We start from the raw sequence: 26,598 nt of genomic DNA, 5'->3' as shown, positions 1-26,598 counted from the left end.
GCCGATGGTAGTGTGGGGTTTCCCCATGTGAGAGTAGGTCATCGCCAAGCATTTATTTAGAGAAACCCCGGTTACTACGTAGCCGGGGTTTTTTGCGTCTGGGGCTTAGATTTATAGTGCTTAGTTATATAGAGTTCTAGGGTATATAAGGTAAGTACTTTTAATCTGAATAATGTTGTTGTATTCGACTTCTATTTTTTTGTGCTTACCTTCATAATTAGACTCATCGCTAGTCAGTAGTTCTAGTATAAATTGTTGTCAGCTATAGTGGGTGTTATGTATACAGAAGAAGATATCCGTCGTTTAAGGTGGCAGAGTCGTAGGGGCATGCTGGAACTTGATGTGTTATTTGTTCCATTTGTAGAAGAAGCTTTTGCTGATCTTGAAAAGGATGATCAAGATCGCTTTGTAAAGCTGCTTGCTTGCGAAGATCAGGACCTTTTTGTTTGGCTTATGGAGCGGGCAGTACCTGATGATTTAGATCTGCAACGGATTGTGAGGATTATATTGGAGCGTGTTCAACCTAAGTAATCTCCATATAGGGCAATCTCGCACTCTGCTATATATTTGTAGTGGGGTGCATTTTATTGCGCTGTACTCTATTTTTGTTTCGTTTATTCCTGCGTTCCATAAATCTCTCTTTTCTTTGTTTGTAGTAATGAGTTTTGCTTATTTTATTTATAATAGGCTATGCAGAGACTCGTCTTCGATAGTCTCTATTGGTTGGTCCGCTGAAAATGGTTGTATTCAGCTTTTCCTAAGAGATGGTATGCGGTTGGATGTGGCGGAGCTAAAACAGACGTCTGTTTTACCCTTTGTCATTTGTTTACTGTGTAAAGTTGAAGAGCGCCTATTTCCTATTCCCGTTATAGTGTTCTGGGATGCTTGCACGCCTCAAGAATTTCGTCGTCTAAGAGTGTTGGCTTTACACCGTTCAGTAAAGCCTAATGGCGAAGCTGTTCAATAAGGGGAGGGTGCTTGCTTCGCCCTCTCTTTGATTTAGTTCCAAGAAAAGTTAATAGGAGTCAGGATGGTATCTATGGGCTCTGCGCCTAGTTCTGGGTAATCGAGAGTATAATGTAGCCCGCGGCTTTCGTGACGAAGCATAGCTGAGCGTATTATCAAATCTGCTACCACTGCTAAATTGCGTAACTCTAAAAGGTCATTGCTGATTTTGTAGTTACTGTAATATTCGCTGATCTCATGGTGTAAAAGGTCAATACGATGTTTTGCCCGTTGTAGGCGCTTTGTAGTACGCACTATACCCACGTAATCCCACATAAAGCGTCGTATTTCATCCCAGTTGTGGGAGATAATCACATCTTCATCAGAATCAGTTACTTGGCTTTCATCCCATGCAGGGATTAATGATTTGTCGAGAGGAGCTGCTAAGGAGCTGCAAACTTCTTCAGATGCTGATTTTGCATAGACTAGGCACTCAAGTAATGAATTACTAGCTAGCCGGTTAGCGCCATGTAAACCCGTAAATGAGGTTTCGCCTATGGCATAGAGGCCAGGGATATCGGTTCGTCCTTTTTCGTCAGTAACAATGCCTCCACAGGTATAGTGGGCAGCGGGTACGACAGGGATAGGTTCTTTAGTGATATCAATACCTAGCTTTAAGCACCGTTTATAGATGGTCGGGAAGTGTTCGCGTATAAAGGTTTCGGGTTTGTGAGATATATCTAGAAATAAACAATCACAACCTAAGCGTTTCATTTCATGATCTATAGCGCGAGCGACAATGTCTCGGGGCGCTAATTCACCGCGCTTATCAAATTTATGCATGAATTGTTCGCCATCAGGTAGTAATAACTTTCCACCTTCACCGCGAACGGCTTCTGTAATTAAAAAGGATTTTGCTTGGGGGTGGTAAAGGCAGGTAGGGTGGAATTGATTAAATTCCATATTTCCCACACGACAGCCCGCACGCCAAGCCATGGCAATACCATCTCCAGTTGCGCCATCTGAGTTGCTTGTATAAAGGTAAGCTTTAGAAGCGCCTCCGGTTGCTAAAACGACATGGGGTGCTTGAAATACTTCTACGTGGCCTGTTTTTCCATTCAAGATATAAGCTCCGACGCAACGGTTGTGTGCTAGACCGAGCTTGCGGCGGGTAATAAGGTCAACTGCAATGTGATCTTCAAAGAGGTCTATATTAGGCGATGCTTTTGCACGCTCTATCAGTGTGCTTTGTAGTGCTTTGCCTGTTGCATCGGCAGAATGAATAATTCTTCGATGGGAGTGGCCCCCCTCTTTTGTTAGATGGTAATCATCACTCTCTTGTGTGAAGGCAACGCCTTGTTGAATTAACCAGTCAATACTCTCTTTGCCATGGGATACCGTAAATTCAACGGCGGAAGGGCGGCTTAATTGTCCTCCTGCTGTCATCGTATCTTCTATATGAGCTTGTGTGCTGTCGGTTGTATCTAAGACTGCGGCAATACCGCCTTGAGCTAACCAAGTTGATCCACTTTTTAGTTCTCGCTTGCTAAGTACCGCCACGCGCGCGTTTTCAGCGAGGTGTAACGCCATACTTAGGCCTGCGGCTCCGCTACCAATAATTAAAGCGTCGTAGTGGTGGTGTTGTGTCATTTGGTTGCTCTTTATATGCAAGTAGAAATTGCTGTCGGGCTATTTTACTGACAGAAATTCTGTAGAGGATAGTGTTTTATGGTAATTGTTAGAACTTTTAATGCGCAATTTAGCATTTTTTTACGTGTTGAGGGAACTTCATCTTATTTCTAAGCTCATAGTAGTTGTCCCGACACTCTTGATGAGAGTTGAATATAGTAGAAGCAAAAGAGATACTTTGGCTGCTTTAGCCTCTATGCTTATAGTAATGAGTCTCATGGAAAGAATCTAAGGAATATCGAGTGTCAAATGAGAGCCAAACAGTAGTTGATCAAAAACTTGTCGAACGCGTTAAAGCAGGCGACAAAACAGCGTTTGATCTTTTGGTTAAAAAGTACCAACACAAGATTATTGCGTTAATTGGTCGTTATGTATATGACTTCCATGAAGCTCAAGATGTAGCCCAAGAAACATTTATTAAGGCATATCGAGCACTTCCAAATTTTCGCGGTGATAGTGCGTTTTATACGTGGTTGTACCGTATAGCCATTAATACGGCTAAAAACCATCTGGTTTCACGCGGTCGTAAACCTATAGACGTTGATGTTGACGATGCACAGTTTTTTGAGGGTGATCATCAATTGAAAGACATAGCGACGCCCGAAAATGAACTTTATAAAGATGAGTTGGACTTAGTGATTAAGCGTACGTTGAATCGATTACCAGAAGATTTAAGAATGGCGCTTACCCTGAGAGAGTTTGAGGGTATGAGTTACGATGAGATTGCGCGCGTTATGGATTGTCCCGTTGGGACGGTAAGGTCTAGGATTTTCAGGGCGCGGGAAACATTAGATAAAGAAATTATGCCTTTAATGGCAAGTTGATTGCAGAAATGATGAAATTTGAGGTACACAATTATGACTGATCGATCTATTGAGTCTGTTTCTGCACTTATGGATGGTGAAGTAACTGATTTTGAACTCCGCCGTACATTAGCGCGGATTGAGAGCGAACCTGAGCTTGCAGAAACTTGGCAGCGTTACCATTTAATTCGGTCTGCTATACGTAGCGAAGATGGTAATGGAATCGCTGTAGATATAAGTTCAAGTGTTATGTCTGCTTTGGAATCTGAGCCTGAGTTTCATTTGGAAGATGGATCTACTGATTCAGAAAAAACGGTGAGTAAATCTCATTTTCTTTGGAAACCAGTAGCAAGTATGGCCGCTGCGGCATCAGTAACGGCGATGGTTATTCTTGGGGCGCAGAACCTTTCTCAGCCTGAAGAGTCGACTATTGCTGATAACCGTCCGAGCTATTCTCTTCCAACGGGTACGCTTTCTAATGATATTGTTCGAGCACAGTTTGGCAACCGTTCTAATATCGAAGTTGAGAGTCAGCAGCCTGAAATTATCCGCTTACCTCAAGGTATAGATCGTTATATTGAACAGCATGAGCATATGCTGAAAAAACAAAAACCTAATTGGCAGGCTTCATGGCTTCCAGACGGTTTTAGTGGGCTACGTAGTGATGTTATGCCTCACGCGGAAGTGCAAATTTTTAGTAACGGACGTAATACGTTTAGTGTTTGTGTTGAAAACTATGGACATCAATCAGTTTCAGAAGGGGTTGCCCAGTCTGGAAATATGGTTGCGGTAGGTAAAAGAATTGGTGATCAATTTGTTACCGTTGTTGGTGATGTTCCTTTGATGATCGCTGAAAGAATTGCGTCTTCAGTAGTGAAAAAATGATTCAAGAAAACGGGAAAGTCGTTGACGTTAACTCGCAAGGTGTGTGGGTTGAGACAGTCAAGCAAAGCGCATGTGCGAGTTGTGCTGCTAAAAACGGTTGCGGCCAGAAGTTGTTAGCATCAGTAGGTCAGGGTAAACGTTTTATTTTCCGCGTGAATAACCCAGATAACTTATCGGTTATTACCGATGATGATGTGCTGATCGGAATTGAAGAGGGGGCCTTTCTTAAGGCCACTGTCTTTATGTACCTTATGCCGCTTATTGGTCTTTTTGCAGGAGCGGTTATTGCCGATGCCTTAGGATTTTCCGAAGGTTGGATGATTTTAATATCTTTTTCCTCATTGTTAGTAGGCTTCTTGCTTGTTCGTTTTGGAAGCTATTCTCTATTCCGCTCGTGTAAGTACCAGCCTACGTTAATGAAAGTAATTTAACTTTATTTCTGATAGTTATAGGTGATTTTGATATGAGATATTTATCTAAATTCATTTTTGCTTTTTTGATTTTGTCCGTACATTCGGTATCAGCTGCCAACCTTCCTGACTTTAAATCTCTTGTAAAAGAAGCTTCTCCAGCAGTTGTAAATATTAGTACAATCCAGAAGGCTGATAGTTCCGAAGGGTACTCTTTGGTTGGTCCTAATGGCGAAGAGATTCCCGAAATTTTTAAGCATTTTTTTAGAATGCCGGAGTTTGAGCAAGGAGAGAGGCCAAAGCACCAAGCCCCTCAATCTTTAGGTTCCGGTTTTATTATCTCTGAAGATGGCTATTTGCTTACCAATCATCATGTTGTCGCTGATGCAGATAAAGTCATTGTTCGACTTGCTGATCGGCGTGAGTTAGAAGCTGAAGTGATTGGCTCGGATAAACGCTCTGATGTGGCATTGCTTAAAATTGATGCTCATAACCTGCCAACCGTTGAATTAGGTAAATCTAAAGATCTCGAAGTGGGTGAGTGGGTACTGGCTATAGGATCTCCTTTCGGATTTGATCATAGTGTTACGGCCGGTATTGTTAGTGCGAAAGAACGTGCCTTGGCGAACGAGACATACGTTCCTTTTATTCAGACTGATGTAGCGATTAACCCAGGTAATTCCGGTGGGCCTTTGTTTAATCTTGATGGTGAGGTTGTCGGTATTAATTCGCAGATATACACGCGTTCTGGCGGCTTCATGGGGTTGTCATTTGCTATTCCCATTGATGTGGCTATGAATGTTGCGGATCAGTTGAAAGCAGATGGTTATGTTACGCGTGGGTGGTTGGGCGTTATTATCCAAGAAGTGAATAGGGATTTAGCTGAATCCTTTGGGTTAGACAAACCCGCAGGCGCATTGGTTGCGAAGGTTTTGCCTGATAGTCCCGCCGATGAAGCTGGTTTGCAAGCGGGTGACGTGATTTTAAGTTTTGAAGGATTAGAGGTAACGCTGTCGTCTGATCTCCCTCATTATGTAGGGCGAGTTAAACCAGGTGTTAAAGCCAAAGTAGAAGTAATGCGCGCTGGAAGAAAGCAAACAATCAATGTGAAGATTGGTGTTTTACCGAATCAAAACCAGCTAGCAAGTGCGGGACAGGATAAATATAACGCAGATACATTAAATCGTCTGAATGTTGATGTAGTAGAATTAGATGAGCAGAGACGAGAAAAATGGCAAGTGAGTGCTGGAGTTGTTGTGCGTCGCGTTATGCCAGGGGCTGGCTCTAATTCTGGTTTAATGGTTGGTGATGTGATTACTATGTTGAACGGTGAGCAGGTTGGTTCTGTTGCTGACTTTAATCGGATCGCAAGCTCTCTTCCTGTCAATCGGTCTTTACCTATGCGGATCGTGCGTAGGGGTAGCCCAATGTTTATTCCTTTAAGAATAGAGTAAGAATGTTAGAAAAATAAAGGGGTGTTTTAGCCCCTTTGTTTTATTTTTTTGTGGGTCAAAAAAACCATAAAAAATATCGAAAAAGATGCACTCTATTTTTCGTGGCTCATATAGAGCAAATACTGTAAACTTGCGCCTTTCCAGCGAGTTAAGAGTAATGGTAGCCATCAAGTGAGCAGCCTAAAACATATCCGAAATTTTTCAATTATTGCCCATATTGACCATGGTAAGTCGACTTTGGCTGACCGCTTTATCCAGATGTGCGGTGGCCTTAGTGAACGTGAAATGGAGGCGCAAGTACTCGATTCAATGGATATCGAGCGTGAGCGTGGTATTACCATTAAGGCTCAGAGTGTAACTTTGGATTACACCGCCAAAGATGGGCAAACCTATCAGCTTAACTTTATCGACACGCCTGGACATGTTGACTTTTCATATGAAGTGTCACGTTCCCTTGCCGCTTGCGAAGGGGCTTTGTTAGTTGTTGATGCTGCACAAGGTGTAGAAGCCCAATCTGTTGCCAACTGTTATACGGCGATAGAACAAGGGTTAGAAGTTGTTCCTGTTTTGAATAAAATCGATCTGCCTCAAGCTGAGCCTGAAAGGGTTCGTATGGAGATTGAAGAAGTTATTGGTATTGATGCGACAGAGGCCGTGACCTGCTCCGCAAAAAGTGGCTTAGGTGTGATTGATGTATTAGAGCATCTTGTACGAGATGTTCCTCCACCGCAAGGCGATGTAGATGCACCGCTTCAAGCACTGATTATAGATTCATGGTTTGATAATTATTTAGGTGTGGTTTCCTTAGTACGTGTTAAACAGGGAACATTAAGTAAGAAAGACAAGATCTTAGTTAAATCTACAGGACAGAGCTATCAAGCGGAATCTGTAGGTATTTTTACACCTAAACGGACAGAAACGGGTGTGCTCAAAGCTGGCGAGGTTGGCTTTGTTGTTGCTGGTGTTAAAGATATTCATGGTGCGCCGGTGGGGGATACATTAACCCACCAGAAAACGCCTGAAGTTGACATGTTACCTGGTTTCCAAAAAGTGCAGCCTCAGGTCTACTCGGGGCTGTTCCCAACGAGCTCTGATGACTATCAAGATTTTCGTGAAGCACTTGATAAACTGACGTTGAATGATGCATCACTGTTCTTTGAGCCTGAAACATCAGATGCCCTTGGTTTTGGTTTCCGTTGTGGTTTTCTTGGTATGCTTCATATGGAGATTATTCAAGAGCGCTTAGAGCGAGAGTATAATCTTGATCTAATTACCACAGCACCTACGGTAATTTATGAGCTTGAAATGAATAACGGTGATGTTGTTAAAATCGACAGCCCGTCCAAGCTGCCAGATCCGGGTTCTATCAATGAGATGCGCGAACCTATAGTGGAAGCTAATATCCTTGTGCCGCAAGATTATCTTGGGCAAGTTATAGGCCTTTGTGTTGAAAAGCGCGGCGTTCAAAAAGAGATGAATTATGTAGGTAATCAGGTTCAAATCTCCTATGAACTGCCGATGGCTGAAGTGGTTTTAGACTTTTTTGATCGCTTGAAGTCGGTTAGCCGTGGTTATGCATCGCTTGAATATAACTTTGTGCGCTTTGAACCTGCTCAGTTGGTACGCATGGATATTTTGATTAATGGCGATAAAGTGGATGCTTTAGCGATTATCTTACACAGAGATAATGCGCAGTATAAAGGGCGTCAGCTTTGTGAAAAGATGAAGGAAGTTATTCCACGTCAGATGTTTGATGTTGCAATTCAGGCAGCATTAGGTGGAAAAGTTATCGCACGAACTACAGTAAAAGCACTACGTAAAAACGTATTAGCTAAATGTTACGGTGGTGATGTGAGCCGTAAGAAGAAACTGCTTGCGAAACAGAAAGCAGGTAAAAAGCGCATGAAGCAAGTAGGTAATGTAGAGATACCTCAGGATGCTTTCTTAGCAGTATTAAAAGTAGATAGTTAATTTTTAAGGGCAGTATAGATGGATTTTGATTTTGCACTAATACTTGTAGCGCTGACGTTTGTATCAGGGCTTGTGTGGTTTTACGATAAAATATCACTTAAGCCGAAACGTGAAGCTAAATTAAGTGCAGCAGCTAATCAAGTGGATGGTGAGCTTTCAGAATCCGTTAGAGCTGAGATTGAGCGTGAGTCCGGTTGGGTGGATACAGGTAGATCAATGTTCCCTGTATTACTTATTGTCTTGGTGCTGCGTTCTTTTCTGGTTGAGCCTTTTCAGATTCCATCGGGCTCAATGTTGCCAACCTTAAAAATTGGTGATTTTATCTTAGTTAATAAATTTCATTATGGGTTACGTTTGCCTGTATTGAATACTAAGATTGTGGAGATCAATGAACCTGAACGTGGTGACGTGATTGTATTTAAGTATCCGGAGAATCCGTCGATTAATTATATTAAGCGAGTGGTAGGTTTGCCGGGTGATATTATCCGTTATCAGGATAAAATGCTCTTTATTAACGGAGAGGCACAACCTCAATCGTTATTGGCTCAGTTACCGCCTAATCGTCCAATACAGCAACTTTTGACAGAAAATTTGGGTGGTGTAGAGCATCAGATTAATAAAGATTTGGCGCGACCTTCTCAAAATATGCAATGGACAGTACCTGATAATCATTATTTTATGATGGGTGATAACCGTGATAATAGTAATGACAGTCGTTACTGGGGTTTTGTATCTGAGGACTTACTAGTTGGTAAGGCATTTGCTGTATGGATGCATTGGCCGACTTTCTTGAGCTGGCCAAAATTTGGCGACGTTCGTGTGATTGAGTAATGGAATGGAGAATGGAATGAAACCTACTCGTAAGCAACAAACCGGCGCATCATTTTTCTCAATTTTGATTGTCTTATTAGTCGCAGGCTTTTTCTTTTCTGTCGCATTTAAGCTGTATCCAGCTTATCTGGAGTATAATACGATCGATTCAGTATTGACTCAGGTAAGTACAGACAGGGACGAATTGACAAAAAGTATGGGTACTTTGAAACTAGATATTGGTAAAAAGTTTCGTATCAATCAAGTGAAGTTACCCCATAAAGACTCCTTGATCATTACTAAAAAAGAGGGCGTGATTCGTTTTGTCCTCGATTATGAAATACGTGTACCAATGTTTTATAACGTTGACGCAATGGTTAAATTTGAAAAGCAATATGAAGCAATAGCACCTTGATAAAACCAGCATCTGAATTATCCCGTCGTATAGGCCATAGCTTTACCGATGAGTCGTTGTTTGAATTAGCATTGACTCATCGAAGCTGTGGCAAAAAGAATAATGAGCGCTTAGAGTTTCTAGGCGACTCCATTCTCAATTTTGTTATAGCTGATGATCTTTTCAAACGCTTTCCCAAGGCCAAAGAGGGTGAATTAAGCCGTCTACGTGCTCGTATGGTAAAAGGCGTTACTTTATCTGAAGTTGCGCGCGAGTTAAATTTAGGCGACTACCTTCGTTTGGGGAGTGGTGAGCTTAAAAGTGGTGGTTATCGCCGCGACTCAATTTTAGCGGATGCAGTTGAAGCGATTATCGGTGCTATCTACCTTGATACAGATATGGAAACTGCACGTGGCTTTATCTTGTCTTGGTTTAAAGAACGGTTAAGCAAACTTGATCTGAACGAGTCTATGAAAGATTCAAAAACGCGTTTGCAGGAGTTTCTGCAATCACGTCGCCTATCTTTGCCTGAATACACATTGACTAATGTAGAAGGCGAAGCCCATGCACAGACATTTTATATACAATGCAGCGTGGAAGGTCTACAGCAAGCAGCTAAAGGTATAGGTAGTAGCCGCCGTCAGGCGGAACAAGAAGCTGCTAAAAATGCACTCATTATTCTACAGGTAGAAAAGTAAAATGGCTGAAGATTTAATGCACCTGTTGGATGAGAAGTCTCATAACCCTGATCAGCGTTGTGGCTTTGTAGCAATTGTCGGCCGTCCCAATGTAGGGAAATCAACGCTAATGAACCATATTCTGGGTCAGAAGTTGAGTATCACTTCCCGTAAACCGCAAACTACACGTCATCAAATTATGGGGATTAAGACAGAGGGCGATCTACAGATTGTCTATGTTGATACGCCCGGTTTACATAAAGATGAAGGTAAAAAAGCCCTTAACCGCTATATGAATAAAGCGGCGTCGGATGCTTTACGTGATGTGGATCTTGTGGTTTTTATTGTTGATCGTACGGCTTGGACTGAAGAAGATCAGCTTGTTTTAGATAAAGTGAAGCATGTTCGTTGCCCCGTTATTTTGGCAGTTAATAAAATTGATCAATTAAAAGATAAAGCTTCATTGCTCCCTCAAATGCAGTCTCATGCAGGACGTATGGATTTTGCGGAGATGGTTCCTTTGTCAGCCAAAGATGGTCATAACGTTGAGCAGTTAGAAGAGCTGATTGCTAAACATATGCCAAAAGGGATGCACCATTTTCCTGAAGACCAAGTAACAGATAAAAGCTCACGCTTTATGGTTTCAGAGATGGTCCGTGAGAAACTGATGCGTAACTTAGGTGATGAGATTCCTTATGGTACAACCGTTGAGATAGAAGAGTTTAAGTATGCTCAAAACGGTGTTCTTCACGTAAGTGCATTAATTCTTGTCGAGCGTGATGGTCAAAAACGTATAGTGATTGGCGATAAAGGTTCACGAATTAAAACCGTTGGTCGTGATGCGCGCTTAGATATGGAGCGTATGTTTGACTGTAAAGTTATGCTTAATCTTTGGGTGAAAGTTCGTCGAGGTTGGGCTGATGATGAACGAGCCCTGCGTAGCTTAGGTTACGATAATAGCTAATTTGCATTCCGTATGAGTCAAACAGATCAGCAGGCGGCTTATGTACTTCATGGTCGCCCTTATCGAGATACCAGTCTCCTTGTTGACTTTTTTACTTTGGAATATGGAAAAATCCCCGCTGTTGTTCAAGGCGCACGCCGCCCCAAATCTAAATTGCGGGCTAGCGTTCAGCCTTTTGTACCTGTTCAAATAGGCTGGCGTGGACGGAATGAGTTAAAAACCATTACCCAGGCAGAGCCTGTCGCCGCGATGATGTTTCTTAATGGTGATGCATTGCTGTGTGGTTTGTATGTTAATGAATTACTTTCTCGAACGCTTCAGCCATTTGATCCGCACCCTCCACTTTATGTCTATTATCAGTATGTACTTAATGAGCTTGTATCGGGTAAAGATATAGAAGGTGCCTTGCGCACTTTTGAGCATCGTTTGTTAGATGAGTTAGGTTACCTTCCTGAACTCGGGAATCAACAGGATGAACAGATCTATCTCTTGGATCCTGAACATGGATTTTCCATTTTAAGTAGTCGTGATATAAGTGACAAACGTAAGCCTTTCTGTTTTTATGGCTGGCAGTTAAACGCAATTTCAGATGATAATTATGAAAACCCCCAAGTTCGGCGAGCATCGAAACGCCTTATGCGTGCGCTCATAGATCGCGTGCTTGGTTATAAACCGTTACGCAGTCGAGAACTGTTTCAAAAAATGTAAGGAGCACAAGGTGATAGAGCCGTCCCGTCTTTTGTTAGGTGTAAATATTGATCATGTTGCAACGATTCGCCAAGCAAGAGGCACCCGTTATCCCGATACTGTTCAGGCGGCGGCATTAGCAGAAGAGGCCGGTGCTGATGGTATTACTATTCACCTGCGTGAAGATCGTCGCCATATTCAGGATCGTGATGTTTTTCTGTTAAAAGAAACTTTACAGACGCGGATGAATTTTGAAATGGCCGTGACTGATGAAATGATTGAAATTGCGGAAAAGGTAAAGCCTGCCCATTGTTGTTTAGTGCCGGAAAAACGCGAAGAGCTGACGACTGAAGGTGGTTTAGACGTAGCGGGGCAGGAATCACGAATTAAAGATGCCTGTAATCGTTTAAATGCGGCGGGTATCGAAGTTTCTTTATTTATCGATCCAACGTCTGAACAGATAGATGCCACTATCCGTTGTGGAGCCCCGGTGATTGAATTACATACAGGAGCTTATGCTGATGCAGAAAACTCCTTGGAGCAGGTGGCAGAATTAAAACGAATTAGAGATGCGGCTGCTTATGCTTATCAAAAAGGCTTAATTGTAAATGCTGGACATGGTTTGAACTACCATAATGTTGAGCAGATCGCTGAAATCCCAGAGATGAATGAGCTTAATATTGGACATGGCATTGTCGCACGGGCTTTGTTTGTTGGTCTTAAAGAAGCGGTGTCTGAGATGAAACAGCAGATGCTACAAACGCAAGCACGTATTCAGCCATTAAGAGATGCGCTGAAAAAATGATTGTCGGTGTTGGTACAGATATTCTTCAAATTAGCCGTTTGCGAAAAGCTTGGGTAAGAACACCTAAGCTAGCAGAGAGAATTCTGACCTCTGACGAACTTGCACTTTGTACCGAAGCCCATGACCCTGCTCTGTTCTTAGCTAAACGCTTTGCTGCAAAAGAAGCGGTGACAAAAGCATTGGGGACTGGAATAGGGCGAGGGGTGAGTTGGAAGCATATCGAAATCACCAAAGATAGTTTGGGTCGTCCTTTAGTCGTTTTAACTTTAGGTGCGGCTGAACGGGCATCCAGTTTAAATGTGGCCAATCTTCATCTTAGTTACAGTGATGAAAAAGATTATATAGTTGCATTTGTTGTGGCGGAAAGTAGTTAACCTGACGGTATATAGGAATAACTAAATGAGTAGAGTCTGTGTGATAACCGGCGGTTCTTTCGGTATTGGCCGAGCGGTTGTTAATAAGTTTTTAGACCAAGGTTATTCTGTTGTTAATCTTGATTTGAAGCCATCTGATTTAGCCAAAGATCAGTCTGTTTATATTCAATGTGATGTTTCAGATCCGCAGCAAATAGATAGCGCTATTAAACAGATTAAAGAAAGTATAGGCCGCATTGATGTACTTGTGTCTAATGCCGGTGTGCATTTGTCTGCCTCTATTGAAAACACCTCAAATGCAGAGTTTGAGCGTGTAATGGGCATCAATGTGAAAGGTGCTTTTTACCTACTCAAAGCCGTATTACCTATTATGAAAGCACAGCAATCAGGCTCAATTGTTTTAGTTGGTTCTGATCAGTCGCTAGTTGGCAAGAAAAACTCGTTTGTTTATAACATGAGTAAAGCGGCTTTAGCTTCGATGGCGAAAACAACCGCATTAGATTATGCCACTTATGGTATTAGAGCGAATATAGTGTGCCCAGGCACTATTGAGACACCTTTATACCATCAGGCAATAGATCGCTATTGTGAACGTACGGGAGCCAATAAAGCAGCTATCCATGCAGAAGAGGCTGCGCTTCAACCTTTAGGTAGAATCGGTCAACCAGAAGAGGTTGCATCATTAATCGCTTTTTTAGGGAGCGATGAGGCTAAGTTTATTACCGGCAGTGCTCAGGTTATTGATGGTGGTTATACCGCACAATAATATATTCATCAGGCTTAGGGTGTTTTATGAGTAGAGTGATAGATCCCCATATTCACCTCATTGATTTACAGCAGGGCGATTATGGTTGGCTGCAGGCTGATCATCGGCCTCAGTGGCCTGGTAAAGAAAAAATTAGACGTAGTTTTTTTGAAGCAGACCTAGTGAGTAGCCAAGTAATGGAGCTTGCTGGTTTTGTGCATATAGAGGCCGGTTTTGATAATGCATCGCCTTGGCGTGAGTTGGAATGGCTGGAACAGCATTGCCAGCTACCCTTTAAAAGCGTGGCCTTTGCTGATTTAACATCCAATCACTTTCCTGCCCAATTAGATCGGTTAGCGCAATGTAAATCACTTGTGGGTATTCGTCATATTCTTGATGAACATGCTGAAACGATTTTAAATAATGAGCGTGTGGTTAAGCATTTATCCCTTATTGCTGAAAAAGGTCTGCTCTTTGAAGCTCAACTTTCATTAACTGATCGTTCTGCAGTTAAGCATTTAAATCAGGTTTTATATTCTGTTCCCAAGCTTAAGGTTGTTATCAATCATTGTGGATCATCAGATCAACTATCAGAAAGTTGGATGAACTCGGTTACTCTATTAGCACGTCAGCCTAGGTGCTATATCAAATGTTCAGGGTGGGAGATGCGGAATGTTAATTGGACGTCAGAAGCAATAGAGCCCCTGATAAGGTTTGTTATTCGACAATTTGGTTTGAGCCGAGTGATGCTGGCTAGTAATTTCCCTGTATCAGAGCTTTCGTGTAGCTATTCAGAAGTATGGTCTCGGTATTTGCATGAGATGTCGTGGGAGGGTTTTGAACAGGAGATGCTTGTTTATGAAAATGCGAAACGTATATATGGTTTTGATTGAGACCTGTTTGTTATAAAAAAGGCTCATAAGTAAAATCTTATGAGCCTTTTTTCTTAAAAAATATCTAACTTATTTTATTTCCATTCTAGGTGAGCGCATAACGATCTCATCATTTAGCTCAATCCCTATACCCGGCGCTTCAGATACTTGGAAGAAGCCATCAATAGGTTGAGGGTCTTGAATACATAGTTCTCGATTCCATTTCTTAATAGCATAAGTGTGATGTTCATGAATTAAGAAGTTTGGAATAGCTGTTTCTAGGTGTAGTGAGGCCGCCGTTGCTACAGGGCCTCCACATACATGGGCTTGGATACGCACATCATATACATCTGCATAGTCACAAACTTTTTTGGTTTCGGTAAAGCCGCCGCATAAACCTATATCTGGTTGTAGTACATCTAGGCTTTGGTCTTCTAAGTATGGGCGTACACCCCAGCGATTATAGAGACGCTCACCACCGGCAATAGGGACATTGACTTTGTCAGCTACCCGTTTATGCAGTTCCGAATTAAGGTAATTAACAGGCTCTTCAAAGTACATGCAGCGAGCTTCTTCAACAATTTCACCTAGCTGGATCGCTGTCGATGCACCTGGGAGGCTGTGGCATTCAAAGATAATATCGCCATCTTCCCCCATTACATCACGTATAGCCATTAGTCGCGCACGGAACATTTTCATGTCTTGATTACTAAACAGTTTAGTACGATCAAAATGGGTTTCCCCTTTGGCGTCGTACATAATAGGGTCTACTTTTACTGCATCGTAACCTTCCGCCATCGCTTTCTCTGCTGCTTTGGCATAATCTTCTGGATCGGTTAAGCGCGCGAAATCCTCATCCCAATCAAATTGTAACTGGCTAGCGTAAGTACGAAGTTTATCGTTAACTTTTCCGCCTAATAGCTGATAAACAGGTACACCTAAAGCTTTTCCTTTAAGATCCCAAAGTGCGGTATCTATTGCGCTCATGGCTGAATAAATAATAGGTCCGCCACCTAAGCCCCAAAAACTACCGCGTAGCATTAAATTCCATAGATCTTCTGTTTGAAATGGATCCCTACCAATGAGCATCTCTTCTGCGAACTCTTTTATCATATGAGCTGCAGCGCTGTGACCAAGATCATAGGCTAAACCGGCTTCACCTACGCCACTAATGCCTTCATCTGTATGAATGCGAATAAAAACGGGGTTCCATACTGGACGATCTGGACAGTGGATATCAAAAATTTCTACGCGATTAATTTTCATTATTTAACCTTTTATAACAACTCTAAGCTACTTGTTATTTGAATTAGATAGGGGCATTAGGAAGCAAACGTCGGGTCAAGTCTGTAGGCTTTACGCAACATAGCAGGCCAAGATTTTTGCCCACCGGTTGAGCCTGAATGGACCACATTAGCTTGTTTGGAGATGCCTTCAACAATTTCAGGAGCAATATGAATAGCTTCTGCGCCAGTTGCTTGAATCATTAATTGTATTTCACAAGCACGTTGAAGATCATACATGCGCATAAACGCATCACCGACAGTGGGGCCAAGGGTGAGTGCACCATGGTTAGGGAGTAATAAGTGGTTATGTGTTCCTATATCACTTTGTAAGCGTTTTTTCTCTGCATGATCTACGGCAAGACCTTCATAACCATGATGGCCTAAAGAGGAGAGAGAGAAACAGGCGTATTGAGAAAGAGGAAGCAGGCCTTCTTTAAGTGTTGATACTGCAATTGTCTCGTTCGTGTGGAGATGAATTACACAGTGAGCATCATCGCGGGCCTCATGGATAGCGCTATGGATAGTAAAACCTGCAGGGTTTATATCAAAAGGAGTCTCATCCAGAATTTTACCATCTAGATCGACTTTAACGAGATTAGAAGCGGTAACCTCATCAAAGCTTAGGCCGAAAGCATTGACTAAATAATGCCCAGTATTGGGCACTTTTGCAGAAATATGGGTATAAATTAGATCACCCCAACCCAAATTTTCTACCAAGCGGTAGCATGCTGCTAAATTTATCCGAGTTTCCCACTCTTCTGGAGATACAGTGTTTTTAAGGTCTAATATAGGTGCTTCACACATGGTGCCCCCTAAAGGCTATTTATGCCGAGCTATTCAGTTTTTAAAATATTCAAAAAGGGAATTATACAGAGATTTTTGGAAGCATTGATGAGGAATAAAATTATTTATTTGGTAATAAGAACTATTTACATTTAGTGGTGTTTTAGTGATAATGGTTCTCATTGTCACTATTCGAACGGAGGTAAGTGTGAATACGCGTACTTTTAAATCAAGAATGGAGTTTCCGTTAATTGCGTTAACCGGTGCGAGTTTACTGGGCTTAATGTTTTTAGTTGTTTTGAATTAAATTCCATGACCATCATAAGGTACCGTCTGTGCGGTTAGTATGGGTGGTATTGGATATAGAGTAGTGAATGTTTTGGTTTAGGGAGAGGGGCTTTAAATTGTTTGAAGTACCTAAATTTAGGCGCTCCAGTGAGCGCCTTTGTAGTATATATCTGCCTAAGGTCAATGGGTTAAGGTGTGGTTTTTAAATTCCGCATCCACCCATACCTCGTTTCTCTAAGTATTTTTGATGGTATTCCTCTGCAGGCCAAAAGGTTTCAGCGGGCACTATTGCTGTAACGATTTTAGAGGGTAATAAACCGCTATTATCAAGTTTCTCTTTGCTTAATTCCGCGAATCTTTTTTGCTCTTCGTTGTGATAAAAAATAGCGGAACGGTATTGTGTTCCAATATCGGGACCTTGGCGGTTTAATGTGGTTGGGTTGTGTGCTGACCAGAAAGCATTTAACAGTTCTTCATAACTTGTTTCTTGTCTATCAAAGGTTACTTGAACTACCTCTGCATGGTTGGTATCCCCAGTACAGACGTCTTGATAGCTTGGATTTGAGTTATGGCCACCCATATAGCCGACTGCTGTACTGGTAACACCAGGGAGCTTTGAAAAGTGAAGTTCTATTCCCCAAAAGCAACCCGCTGCAAATGTTGCAATATTCATATGCTATTTCCTTCGTTTATGGCTAAGCCGTTTTAATACTGTAATCTGTTTGAGCTATTTCAGTAACAAAAAGTTCATCTTTGGTGCGGCGCAACAAATAGAGTGTGCTTTTTTGGTGCACTGATATAGTGTTTGATCTGTTTTATTTAGTTATACAGTAACTTTTATTAATTAACTAATTGATTTTAATGTAGTTTTATTTATTGGCATATACTGTGCTTTATAGGGTGTAGTTTAAAGAATTTCATTTTGTCCTAGGGGGAATTATTAATGATGAAATCAACTACGAAAACATTGATTGCTGCAGGTCTTTTGTCTGCTTCTGTTATGGCTGAAGCAGGTTTGTCTGCTAACATCGGCGCAATGAGCGACTACTACTTCCGTGGTACTGATCAGGGCGTTAATGGCGCAAGCATGATGGGTGGCTTGGATTATGACGCAGGTAATGGTATCTCTGTAGGTACTTGGGCTGCTTCATTGAACAATGGCGAGCAGGAGATTGATGTTTACGGTGGTTATGCCGGTGAAGTTGAAGACTTCTCTTACTACGTTGGCTATGCTGGTTACCTATATACAGAAGACGGCGCTACTGATTTCCATGAGATCAACTTTAACGTTGGTTACGGTCCTGTAAGCTTAGAATATACTGTGGGTACTGAAGACACTTCTGGTGGCACACCTGAGCTAGACTATACGTTCTTAGCGCTTACTGGCGAATATGAAGGTGCTTACCTTACATACGGTTCATTTGGTGATGATTACGATGGCGACTATTGGGAAATCGGTTACGGTGCTACTTATGAAGGTCTAGATATGGGCGTTGCTTATATCGATCCTGATAGCCAGATCGGTAGCGAAGACACTATTACTTTCTACATCAGCAAGACTTTCGACTTCTAAGTTTTGCACCTTGTTTGATTTTACATACTAGTATTAAGCCCGTCTTTGACGGGCTTTTTTTATGTCATTTTTAATGATAAAAAAACCGCGATAACCGCGGTTTTTTTGTGATAGTAAAAGCGTTAGCTTACCAGTGCGTCGAGTTTTTGCTTAAGTACACCTTGTACTTGGCCTGGGTTGGCTTTACCTTGAGACGCTTTCATGACTTGCCCCATAAAGAAGCCGATCATCTTGCCGCGTTTATCAGGTTCAGCGTTAACGTATTGCTCCACTTGTGGCGTATTGTTGGCGATGACTTCATCGACAATCTGTTCGATAGCGCCGCTGTCGGTAACTTGTTTTAAGCCTTTGGATTCGATGATCTCATCAGCGTTACCGCCTTCAGACCACATCACTTCAAATACTTGTTTAGCTATTTTTCCTGAAATAGTGTCGTCTTTAATACGTAGTAGTAATCCACCTAGCTGCTCTGCGTTAACTGGGCTGTTGGTGATATCCAGATCATGCTGATTAAGTAGTTTAGATAGTTCACCCATTACCCAGTTGGCTGCGAGTTTCGCATCGTTAGCGGTTTTTGCAATAACCTCGAAATAGGCTGCCATATTATGATCAGCAGACAGAACCATAGCATCGTATTCGCTGAGTTTATATTCTTCGATAAAGCGTGCTTTTCTGGCATCAGGGAGTTCAGGCAAGGTTTGACGTATTGCGTCAATGTAATCTTCATCAATAACAATAGGTAGAAGATCAGGGCAGGGGAAGTAGCGGTAATCGTTAGCTTCCTCTTTTGAGCGCATGGAGCGGGTTTCGTTTTTGTCCGCATCGTACAGGCGTGTTGCTTGTACTACACGTCCTCCATCTTCGATTAGATCAATTTGGCGTTCAATTTCACCCACTATGGCTTTTTCAATAAAGCGGAATGAGTTGATGTTTTTTGTCTCGGTACGCGTACCGTACTCTTCTTGGCCTTTAGGGCGAACGGAAACATTACAATCGCAACGGAAAGAACCCTCAGACATGTTGCCATCGCAGATGCCGAGGCTAGTGACTAGAGAGTGAATTTTGCGTACATAAGCTACCGCTTCTTCAGCGCTGCGCATGTCGGGTTCAGATACAATCTCAAGTAGTGGTGTGCCGGCGCGGTTGAGGTCTATGCCAGTCATACCAGGGAACTCATCATGTAGAGATTTACCTGCATCTTCTTCTAGGTGAGCTCTAGTTACACCGATACGTTTGGTCGTACCATCTTCCAGTGTGATATCAATATGGCCGATACCAACTATGGGGTGGAACAGTTGGCTAGTTTGGTAGCCTTTTGGTAGATCTGGATAAAAGTAGTTTTTACGATCAAATACAGATTTTCGTCCGATCTCAGCATCAACGGCGAGGCCGAATTTGACCGCCATTCGTAATGCTTCTTCATTAAATACCGGGAGTGTGCCAGGTAGCGCAAGGTCTACCGCGCACGCTTGTGTATTAGGTTCGGCGCCAAATGCAGTGCTGGCACCGGAAAAGATTTTGGATTTTGTGGCTAGTTGGGCGTGAATTTCTAGCCCGATTACCGCTTCCCATTCCATGATAATTAACCCCTCAGATGCCTTGTGGTGACTGTTTGTGCCAATCGGTTGCTAGTTGGAACTGGTGTGCAACATTTAGCAGTTTTTGTTCGGCAAAATAGTCGCCAATGATTTGTAACCCAGTGGGCAGACCATCAACGGTGCCGCATGGGATAGACATGCCTGGAAGGCCTGCTAGGTTGAGAGAGAGTGTGAAAACATCTTCCATGTACATTGCGACAGGGTCGGATGATTTTTCGCCTATCTTAAAGGCAGGGTGAGGTGTTGTCGGGCCCATAATAACATCGACTTCACTTAGTACCTTGCTAAAATCATCCCGAATAAGGCGACGGATCTGTTGGGCTTTATTGTAATAAGCATCATAAAAGCCTTCAGATAGGGCGTAAGCGCCCACCAATATTCTGCGTTTTACTTCAGGGCCAAAGCCTTCGCCTCGTGATCGCTTATATAAGTCTTCCAAATCTGTAGGATTTTCGCAGCGATAGCCGTAACGTACACCGTCAAAGCGAGATAGGTTTGAGGAGGCTTCTGCTGGCGCAATAATATAATAAGCGGGAATAGAGAGTGCTGTATTAGGTAGGCTAACCTCTTTAACGGTTGCTCCTAGTTTTTCAAACTCTTTGATGGCCGCTTGAGTCTGTGCTGCAATATCTGCGTTGATATCGCCGCTGAAGAACTCTTTAGGCAAGCCGATACGCAGGCCCTCAAGTGGTTTGTTGAGTTCTGCTGTGTAATCGGGTACGTCACGATCTGCTGACGTGGAATCGCGCTGATCAAACCCTGCCATCACATTTAACATGATGGCTGCATCTTCTGCTGTTTTAGTCATTGGACCGCCTTGGTCCAATGAGGATGCAAAGGCGATCATGCCGTAACGTGAAACGCGGCCATAGGTTGGCTTTAGGCCTGTAATGCCACATAGAGCTGCTGGTTGGCGAATGGAACCACCAGTATCTGAGCCAGTCGCTGCGGGTGTTAGTTGGGCCGATACCGCTGCTGCTGATCCGCCTGATGAGCCACCGGGTACACAATCAGTATTCCATGGATTGCTGCATGGACCATAAAAGCTACTTTCATTAGATGAGCCCATGGCGAACTCATCCATATTTGTTTTGCCTAAAGTTACGGCCCCAGCTTGGTTAAACTTATCGACGATTGTTGCGTTGTAAGGTGAGATAAAGTTATCAAGCATTTTTGATGCGCAACTGGTGCGAACGCCTTGAGTGCAAAAGATGTCTTTGTGGGCGATAGGTAAGCCAGTGAAGGTGCCTGCATCACCTGCTGCAATCGTTGCATCAGCTTTAGCTGCTTGTTCTAGTGCAAGTTCATCTGTAACTGTGATAAAGCTATTGTATTTATCATCTTCAGCCTTGATGCGTGCAAGATAGGCTTGAGTCAGCTCAACGCTGCTGAATTGGCCGGTTTTTAGCCCTATTGCTAATTCGGCGAGTGTTTTGTCAAACATGGACTTCTTATCCTTTAAATGTATTCCTGATGGGTGAAGTGGTTGCTAATTACCGCTTTACTCAATCACTTTTGGAACGAGGAATAGGCCGTTTTCAACGGCGGGAGCGACCGATTGTAGAAGTTCACGCTGATTATCTTCGGTGACATTATCACTACGAAGACGTTGTACTGCGTCAAGTGGATGAGCCATAGGTAACACATCCGTTGTATCAACGGCTTGCATCTGGTCAACCAGATCTAAAATGTTTGACAAATTTTGCGCGTATTCAGGAGCGTCTTGTTCTTCAATTTGAAGTCGCGCCAGATGGGCGATTTTGTCCACATCAGTGCGGTCCAGAGACATAATTTACTCTCACTTTTTGAGGTGTTATCAATGAAAATAACAAAGGAAAAAAATAAAGGCATACGTTATCATATTGGTGCTGTATCCTGAAGGATAAATAAGTAAGTTATTTCGGTAGATTTACTTATTTACGCCTTGCTCAAAACGCGTGCCATTGTTAGAGTTACGTGTTTTCAGGATATAGCGGCTATACCTGCAGGATTTCTTAGGACTCCCTTTACATGTTAAAGAAAATTCGTGGTCTTTTTTCCAGTGATTTGTCTATAGACCTAGGCACAGCAAATACACTGATTTATGTTCGTGACAAAGATATCGTTCTTGATGAGCCTTCTGTTGTTGCGATACGGCAGACGGGTAATCAAAAATCTGTCGCTGCGGTCGGTGCAGACGCGAAGCGAATGTTAGGCCGAACTCCTGGCTCTATTACAGCCATCCGCCCAATGAAAGATGGTGTTATTGCAGATTTTCATGTTACAGAGAAAATGCTGCAATATTTTATTAGTAAAGTTCATGATACCAATTTCCTTACACCTAGCCCGCGGGTACTTGTGTGCGTTCCATGTAAATCTACACAAGTGGAACGTCGTGCTATTAAAGAATCGGCGATGGGTGCGGGTGCGCGCGAAGTTTATTTGATTGATGAGCCTATGGCTGCAGCTATTGGAGCCGGTTTGCCGGTGGATGAAGCGAGTGGCTCTATGGTGGTTGATATAGGTGGTGGTACCACTGAGATTGCAGTGATCTCGTTGAACGGGATTGTTTATGCAGATTCTGTCCGTTTGGGCGGAGATCGTTTTGATGAGTATATTGTTACTTATGTGCGCAGAAATTACGGCAGCTTAATTGGTGATTCAACGGCTGAGCGCATTAAGCAAGAGATTGGTACAGCTTATCCATCTACAGAGATGCATGAGATCGATGTGCGTGGACGTAATCTCGCTGAAGGTATTCCTCGTAGTTTTACATTGAATAGCAACGAAATATTAGAAGCCTTGCAAGAGCCTTTGTCTGCGATTGTTCAGGCAGTGAAAAGTGCCTTGGAACAGTGTCCTCCTGAATTGGCATCAGATATTGCTGAACGCGGTATTGTGTTAACGGGTGGTGGTGCGTTGTTGCGAAATATTGATCGTCTTATTAGTGAAGAAACTGGCTTGCCTGTGATTGTTGCAGAAGATCCTCTTACTTGTGTAGCACGTGGGGGCGGTCGTGCATTAGAGATGCTTGATAAGCATGGTTTTGAGCTGGTAAGTCATGATTAACTTATGCCAGATGTTAGTGTCTTAATTTTTATATCCCGCCTCCTATGTGCGAGGGCTCGCCAGGAGGTGGGTTATTAAATCTATATTTCGCGGACGGTCTTCTGGTCGCCGCTTCCTTCTTCTTATTGTTATTGCGTTTGCTCTTATGGCTGCGGATCTCTATTCCGCAAAAGTAAGGGAAAGCCGTGCCTATCTCTCTCTTTTGTTGACTCCGTTACAATGGGTTATTGATGTGCCAAGCCGGTTTGCTGGTGAGGTTTCCGATATTGTGGTTGATAGGAGTTTACTGGTAAAAGAAAACGCCAAACTTAAGTCTGAAGCCTTATTGCTTGAACGTAAAGTTCAGCAAAATGATGCCCTATGGCTTGAAAATAATAGATTGCGTGAGTTACTTAAAGGTAGTCATAGAGTTGACGAAGAGGTTCAACTTGTTGAGCTTATTGGTGTCAACCCAGATCCATTCCAGCATCAGGTGATTATTAATCGCGGTAGTGAAAATAATGTAGTGCTGGGTCAGCCAATTCTCGATGCGGGTGGTGTAATGGGTCAAGTCACTGAGATCTCTTACTATACCAGTCGAGTTATGCTGATCACTGATGCAAGGCATGCCTTGCCAGTTGAGATTAATCGCAATGGATTCCGGACTATAGCTATAGGTAAAGGGGAGCTCGATGAGTTGGAATTGGATCATGTGCCCGATACCGCGGATATTCAAGAAAATGATTTAGTGATTACTTCGGGCCTAGGAGGACGCTTTCCTAGAGGTTACCCTGTGGCTATAGTTTCTGAAGTTATACGTGATCCGGGTCAGCAGTTTGCTCGGGTACGCATAAAACCAACCGCTCTACTGGATAAATCTCGACATCTCCTCCTGGTTAATATGCCAGAGATTCCCGTTGTGCCAGCTGATGCACAGCTAGAAAATGAAGTCACAGCCTCAGAGGAGAAGCAGTGAATTCTGGTGCTCCAGCTCCTAGCGGTGGTGGCGGATTGATTATATTAGCCACTTTTCTTGTGGGTTTGATGCTCAGTCAAATTCCGTTACCTTATTATCTTGAATGGGCTCGTCCAGAATGGGTCGCTATGATATTGATCTATTGGGTGATGGCTCTTCCGCATCGCGTGGGAATGGGAGTCGCTTTTTTTCTAGGTCTTTTTCTGGATGTGATTAAGGGGAGTGTGCTTGGATTAAATGCCCTTTCGTTAACGATCATCGCCTTTTTGACATTGTTATTGCACCAGCGTTTACGGATGTTTCCTGTCGTGCAGCAAGCACTGATGGTGATGGTGCTAGTGGGTATCAATCAGTTATTATTTCATTGGATGCAGGCTTTCACTGGATATACGGGTGATAACCTGATTTTCCTCCTTCCTTGTCTTATTAGTGCTGTATTATGGCCATGGTTGTTTGTGGTTTTACGCGGCATTCGTCGTCTATTCCGGATTAAATAAAATATTTGAGGCTATAAAGTGAAACTAGTACTTGCTTCTGCTTCCCCAAGACGAAAAGAGTTGTTGGCGCAGATTGGTGTGCAGTTTGACGTTAGTCCTGTTGATATTTGTGAAGATGTTAAACCTGGTGAGCAACCTGTACCTTATGTAAAAAGAGTCGCATTAGCTAAAGCGCAAGCTGGATACGATAAGGTTGAGCAGCAACAGGCTGTTTTGGGGGCGGATACCACGGTTGTTTTAGATGGTAATATAATCGGTAAGCCACAAAATAAAACGGATGCTGTTAATATATTGATGAGTCTATCGGGTAGGACTCATCAGGTTATTACTGCCGTTGCTGTAGTGTGTAGAGAACAAATCTATAGTTGTGTGGTCACAACCCGTGTGAAATTTAGAACACTTTCTCGAGAAGAGTGTGATCGGTATTGGGAAACCGGGGAGCCGACAGATAAAGCAGGCTCATATGGAATCCAAGGTTTGGGTGCTATATTTGTTGACAGCATTGAGGGTAGTTATTCCGCTGTTGTAGGTTTGCCTTTATCTGAAACGGCAGAATTGTTGAAATTGGCAGACGTAGAAATCTGGCATACATAAAGATATTTAAGGAACAGTCATGGGCGAAGAGATTTTAATCAACTTCACACCAATGGAAACCCGAGTTGCTGTGATTGAAAACGGTATGCCTCAAGAGGTCTACATCGAACGAGTTCACCGCCGCGGTATTGTGGGTAATATATATCAGGGGAAGGTTGTTAGAGTACTTCCGGGAATGCAGGCTGCCTTTGTTGATATTGGATTGGAGCGCGCTGCATTTATTCATGTTGAAGAAGTTTTGGCTCAGAATGTAACGCCTGAAGAAAAAAGTAATGCGTCAATTGCGATGGTGTTACGGGAAGGGCAAGCACTGCTGGTACAGGTTACTAAAGACCCTATTGGTACTAAAGGCGCAAGATTAACAACTCATTTATCTTTGCCGTCTCGATATTTGGTTTGTATGCCTGGAAATGAGCATATCGGTGTTTCTCAGCGTATTGAGGATGTGGAAGAGCGTGATCGGTTGCGCAGTATAGTTCAAACTTTATCAGAGACTGATGAGGCTGAAGAACCGACAGGCTTTATTCTTCGTACTGTTGCTGAGGGTGCTGCTGAGGCAGAGCTGGCCGAAGATATACAGTTTTTACGCCGTTTGTGGGATTCGATCAAAGTTAAAATAAAATCCGCAAAAGCCCCTAGCGTTATTTATGAGGATCTTCCTCTTAATATGCGCGCTTTGCGCGATATGGCTCATGGTGGCCTAGAAAAAATCCGTATTGACTCACGAGAAACTTTTCAGAAAGCTCAGGATTTTGTTAATGCCCTCGTGCCAGAGGTTGCAGGTAAATTAGAATACTATCCGGGTGAACGACCTATTTTTGATCTGTTCAATGTTGAAGAGGAGATTCAAAAAGCGCTGGGGCGGAAAGTAGAGCTTAAGTCAGGTGGGTACTTAATTTTTGATCAGACAGAAGCGATGACAACGGTTGATATTAATACTGGAGCTTTTGTTGGGCATAGAAACCTAGAAGAGACTATTTTTAAGACGAACTTGGAAGCGGCAACAGCAATTGGTCGTCAGCTGCGGTTACGTAATCTGGGTGGCATTATTATTATCGATTTTATTGATATGGAAGACTCAGATCACCAGCGCCAAGTTTTAAGAACCTTAGAGCGGGTTTTAGAAAAAGATCATGCAAAATGTAAGCTGACGGGTGTGTCTGATTTAGGACTTGTTGAAATGACGCGTAAGCGGACTAGAGAGAGTCTTGAGCAGGTTTTATGCGATGTGTGTATTGAGTGCCAAGGGCGAGGGTCAATTAAGACTCCAGAAACCGTTTGTTATGAGATTTTCCGTGAAATTTTAAGACAGCATCGAGCTTATGATACCGATAGTTATTTGGTTTTGGCTGCGCAGGCGGTTGTTGATTATCTGTTAGATGATGCTTCAAATCATGTGGCGGAGCTTGAATCATTTATTAGTAAGACCATTCGCTTTCAAGTTGAGCCTATGTATAACGCGGAAAGTTTTGATGTTGTTTTGCGATAGTA

The 26,598-nt window shown here is 42.8% G+C and carries 29 protein-coding genes; 22 read left to right on the top strand and 7 right to left on the bottom strand.

What is annotated here, in order from left to right; genetic code table 11:
• Positions 1–276 precede the first annotated feature (276 nt).
• On the top strand, positions 277–531 hold the full coding sequence (locus Q4492_RS02770; protein WP_067869042.1) for a succinate dehydrogenase assembly factor 2: 255 nt from the start codon (positions 277–279) through the stop codon (positions 529–531).
• Between the two features lie 238 nt (positions 532–769).
• Positions 770–967: a hypothetical protein gene (locus Q4492_RS02765; protein ID WP_303415712.1), complete on the top strand. Its 198-nt coding sequence runs from the start codon at positions 770–772 to the stop codon at positions 965–967.
• Between the two features lie 32 nt (positions 968–999).
• On the opposite strand, the gene nadB is transcribed toward Q4492_RS02765, so the two are convergent.
• Entirely contained in the window at positions 1,000–2,595 is a 1,596-nt protein-coding gene (gene nadB / locus Q4492_RS02760) for an L-aspartate oxidase (protein ID WP_303415711.1), read from the bottom strand.
• A gap of 281 nt (positions 2,596–2,876) precedes the next feature.
• Between nadB and rpoE the strand changes: the two genes are divergently transcribed.
• From rpoE to Q4492_RS02690, 14 genes are all read left to right on the top strand, one after another.
• Positions 2,877–3,458 (top strand): RNA polymerase sigma factor RpoE, encoded by a 582-nt coding sequence (gene rpoE, locus Q4492_RS02755; protein WP_067869033.1) that lies wholly within the window; start codon positions 2,877–2,879, stop codon positions 3,456–3,458.
• 33 nt (positions 3,459–3,491) lie between these two features.
• Positions 3,492–4,322: a MucB/RseB C-terminal domain-containing protein gene (locus Q4492_RS02750; RefSeq protein WP_303415710.1), complete on the top strand. Its 831-nt coding sequence runs from the start codon at positions 3,492–3,494 to the stop codon at positions 4,320–4,322.
• A complete protein-coding gene (locus Q4492_RS02745) occupies positions 4,319–4,753 on the top strand; it encodes a SoxR reducing system RseC family protein (RefSeq protein WP_303415709.1) in 435 nt (144 codons plus the stop codon). Before Q4492_RS02750 ends, Q4492_RS02745 begins: the two co-directional genes overlap by 4 nt.
• A 32-nt stretch (positions 4,754–4,785) precedes the next feature.
• Entirely contained in the window at positions 4,786–6,186 is a 1,401-nt protein-coding gene (locus tag Q4492_RS02740; RefSeq protein WP_303415708.1) for a DegQ family serine endoprotease, read from the top strand.
• Between the two features lie 171 nt (positions 6,187–6,357).
• Positions 6,358–8,157 (top strand): translation elongation factor 4, encoded by a 1,800-nt coding sequence (gene lepA / locus Q4492_RS02735; RefSeq protein WP_303415707.1) that lies wholly within the window; start codon positions 6,358–6,360, stop codon positions 8,155–8,157.
• A gap of 18 nt (positions 8,158–8,175) precedes the next feature.
• Positions 8,176–8,988: a signal peptidase I gene (lepB, locus tag Q4492_RS02730; RefSeq protein WP_303415706.1), complete on the top strand. Its 813-nt coding sequence runs from the start codon at positions 8,176–8,178 to the stop codon at positions 8,986–8,988.
• Between the two features lie 16 nt (positions 8,989–9,004).
• On the top strand, positions 9,005–9,382 hold the full coding sequence (locus tag Q4492_RS02725; protein ID WP_303415704.1) for a DUF4845 domain-containing protein: 378 nt from the start codon (positions 9,005–9,007) through the stop codon (positions 9,380–9,382).
• A complete protein-coding gene (rnc, locus tag Q4492_RS02720; RefSeq protein WP_303415702.1) occupies positions 9,379–10,059 on the top strand; it encodes a ribonuclease III in 681 nt (226 codons plus the stop codon). Before Q4492_RS02725 ends, rnc begins: the two co-directional genes overlap by 4 nt.
• Before the next feature lies 1 nt (position 10,060).
• A complete protein-coding gene (gene era, locus Q4492_RS02715) occupies positions 10,061–11,002 on the top strand; it encodes a GTPase Era (RefSeq protein ID WP_303415701.1) in 942 nt (313 codons plus the stop codon).
• A gap of 12 nt (positions 11,003–11,014) precedes the next feature.
• Positions 11,015–11,710: a DNA repair protein RecO gene (recO, locus tag Q4492_RS02710; RefSeq protein ID WP_303415700.1), complete on the top strand. Its 696-nt coding sequence runs from the start codon at positions 11,015–11,017 to the stop codon at positions 11,708–11,710.
• Between the two features lie 10 nt (positions 11,711–11,720).
• Positions 11,721–12,494, top strand: a complete 774-nt coding sequence (gene pdxJ, locus Q4492_RS02705; protein ID WP_303415699.1) for a pyridoxine 5'-phosphate synthase — start codon at positions 11,721–11,723, stop codon at positions 12,492–12,494.
• Positions 12,491–12,868, top strand: coding sequence for a holo-ACP synthase (gene acpS, locus Q4492_RS02700; protein ID WP_303415698.1), 378 nt, complete (start codon positions 12,491–12,493; stop codon positions 12,866–12,868). Before pdxJ ends, acpS begins: the two co-directional genes overlap by 4 nt.
• A gap of 25 nt (positions 12,869–12,893) precedes the next feature.
• Positions 12,894–13,634, top strand: a complete 741-nt coding sequence (locus tag Q4492_RS02695) for an SDR family NAD(P)-dependent oxidoreductase (RefSeq protein ID WP_303415697.1) — start codon at positions 12,894–12,896, stop codon at positions 13,632–13,634.
• 26 nt (positions 13,635–13,660) lie between these two features.
• Positions 13,661–14,506, top strand: coding sequence for an amidohydrolase (locus Q4492_RS02690; RefSeq protein WP_303415696.1), 846 nt, complete (start codon positions 13,661–13,663; stop codon positions 14,504–14,506).
• Between the two features lie 69 nt (positions 14,507–14,575).
• Here Q4492_RS02690 and Q4492_RS02685 read toward each other — a convergent pair whose 3' ends face one another.
• The 3 genes from Q4492_RS02685 to msrA all read right to left on the bottom strand — a co-directional run bounded on the left by Q4492_RS02685 (position 14,576) and on the right by msrA (position 17,515).
• The gene (locus Q4492_RS02685; RefSeq protein WP_303415694.1) at positions 14,576–15,751 is read right to left on the bottom strand and encodes a mandelate racemase/muconate lactonizing enzyme family protein; all 1,176 of its coding nucleotides are present in this window, start codon (positions 15,749–15,751) and stop codon (positions 14,576–14,578) included.
• A 56-nt stretch (positions 15,752–15,807) separates the two neighbouring features.
• On the bottom strand, positions 15,808–16,575 hold the full coding sequence (locus tag Q4492_RS02680; RefSeq protein ID WP_303415693.1) for a class II aldolase/adducin family protein: 768 nt from the start codon (positions 16,573–16,575) through the stop codon (positions 15,808–15,810).
• Between the two features lie 469 nt (positions 16,576–17,044).
• A complete protein-coding gene (gene msrA, locus Q4492_RS02675) occupies positions 17,045–17,515 on the bottom strand; it encodes a peptide-methionine (S)-S-oxide reductase MsrA (protein ID WP_303415692.1) in 471 nt (156 codons plus the stop codon).
• 270 nt (positions 17,516–17,785) lie between these two features.
• On the opposite strand from msrA, the gene Q4492_RS02670 reads away from it, so the two are divergent.
• Positions 17,786–18,415 (top strand): TorF family putative porin, encoded by a 630-nt coding sequence (locus Q4492_RS02670; protein WP_303415691.1) that lies wholly within the window; start codon positions 17,786–17,788, stop codon positions 18,413–18,415.
• 122 nt (positions 18,416–18,537) lie between these two features.
• On the opposite strand, the gene gatB is transcribed toward Q4492_RS02670, so the two are convergent.
• The 3 genes from gatB to gatC are packed head-to-tail and all read right to left on the bottom strand — an operon-like array spanning position 18,538 to position 21,802.
• On the bottom strand, positions 18,538–19,992 hold the full coding sequence (gatB, locus tag Q4492_RS02665) for an Asp-tRNA(Asn)/Glu-tRNA(Gln) amidotransferase subunit GatB (protein ID WP_303415690.1): 1,455 nt from the start codon (positions 19,990–19,992) through the stop codon (positions 18,538–18,540).
• Between the two features lie 13 nt (positions 19,993–20,005).
• Positions 20,006–21,457: an Asp-tRNA(Asn)/Glu-tRNA(Gln) amidotransferase subunit GatA gene (gatA, locus tag Q4492_RS02660; protein ID WP_303415689.1), complete on the bottom strand. Its 1,452-nt coding sequence runs from the start codon at positions 21,455–21,457 to the stop codon at positions 20,006–20,008.
• 57 nt (positions 21,458–21,514) lie between these two features.
• Positions 21,515–21,802, bottom strand: coding sequence for an Asp-tRNA(Asn)/Glu-tRNA(Gln) amidotransferase subunit GatC (gene gatC, locus Q4492_RS02655; RefSeq protein ID WP_303415688.1), 288 nt, complete (start codon positions 21,800–21,802; stop codon positions 21,515–21,517).
• Positions 21,803–22,023: 221 nt separating this feature from the next.
• On the opposite strand from gatC, the gene Q4492_RS02650 reads away from it, so the two are divergent.
• The 5 genes from Q4492_RS02650 to rng are packed head-to-tail and all read left to right on the top strand — an operon-like array spanning position 22,024 to position 26,596.
• Entirely contained in the window at positions 22,024–23,061 is a 1,038-nt protein-coding gene (locus Q4492_RS02650) for a rod shape-determining protein (protein ID WP_067868972.1), read from the top strand.
• Positions 23,062–23,107: 46 nt separating this feature from the next.
• Complete coding sequence (mreC, locus tag Q4492_RS02645) at positions 23,108–24,016, top strand: rod shape-determining protein MreC (RefSeq protein ID WP_303415687.1); 909 nt, start codon at positions 23,108–23,110, stop codon at positions 24,014–24,016.
• Positions 24,013–24,513 (top strand): rod shape-determining protein MreD, encoded by a 501-nt coding sequence (mreD, locus tag Q4492_RS02640; RefSeq protein WP_067868965.1) that lies wholly within the window; start codon positions 24,013–24,015, stop codon positions 24,511–24,513. Before mreC ends, mreD begins: the two co-directional genes overlap by 4 nt.
• A gap of 18 nt (positions 24,514–24,531) precedes the next feature.
• Positions 24,532–25,107, top strand: a complete 576-nt coding sequence (locus tag Q4492_RS02635) for a nucleoside triphosphate pyrophosphatase (protein ID WP_303415686.1) — start codon at positions 24,532–24,534, stop codon at positions 25,105–25,107.
• A 19-nt stretch (positions 25,108–25,126) separates the two neighbouring features.
• Positions 25,127–26,596, top strand: coding sequence for a ribonuclease G (gene rng, locus Q4492_RS02630; protein WP_303415685.1), 1,470 nt, complete (start codon positions 25,127–25,129; stop codon positions 26,594–26,596).
• The last annotated feature ends 2 nt before the right edge of the window (positions 26,597–26,598 follow it).

The organism is Neptuniibacter sp. 1_MG-2023, from assembly GCF_030547185.1.
Taxonomy (GTDB): domain Bacteria; phylum Pseudomonadota; class Gammaproteobacteria; order Pseudomonadales; family Balneatricaceae; genus Neptuniibacter.
This window is presented reverse-complemented; position numbering and strand designations above follow the sequence as displayed.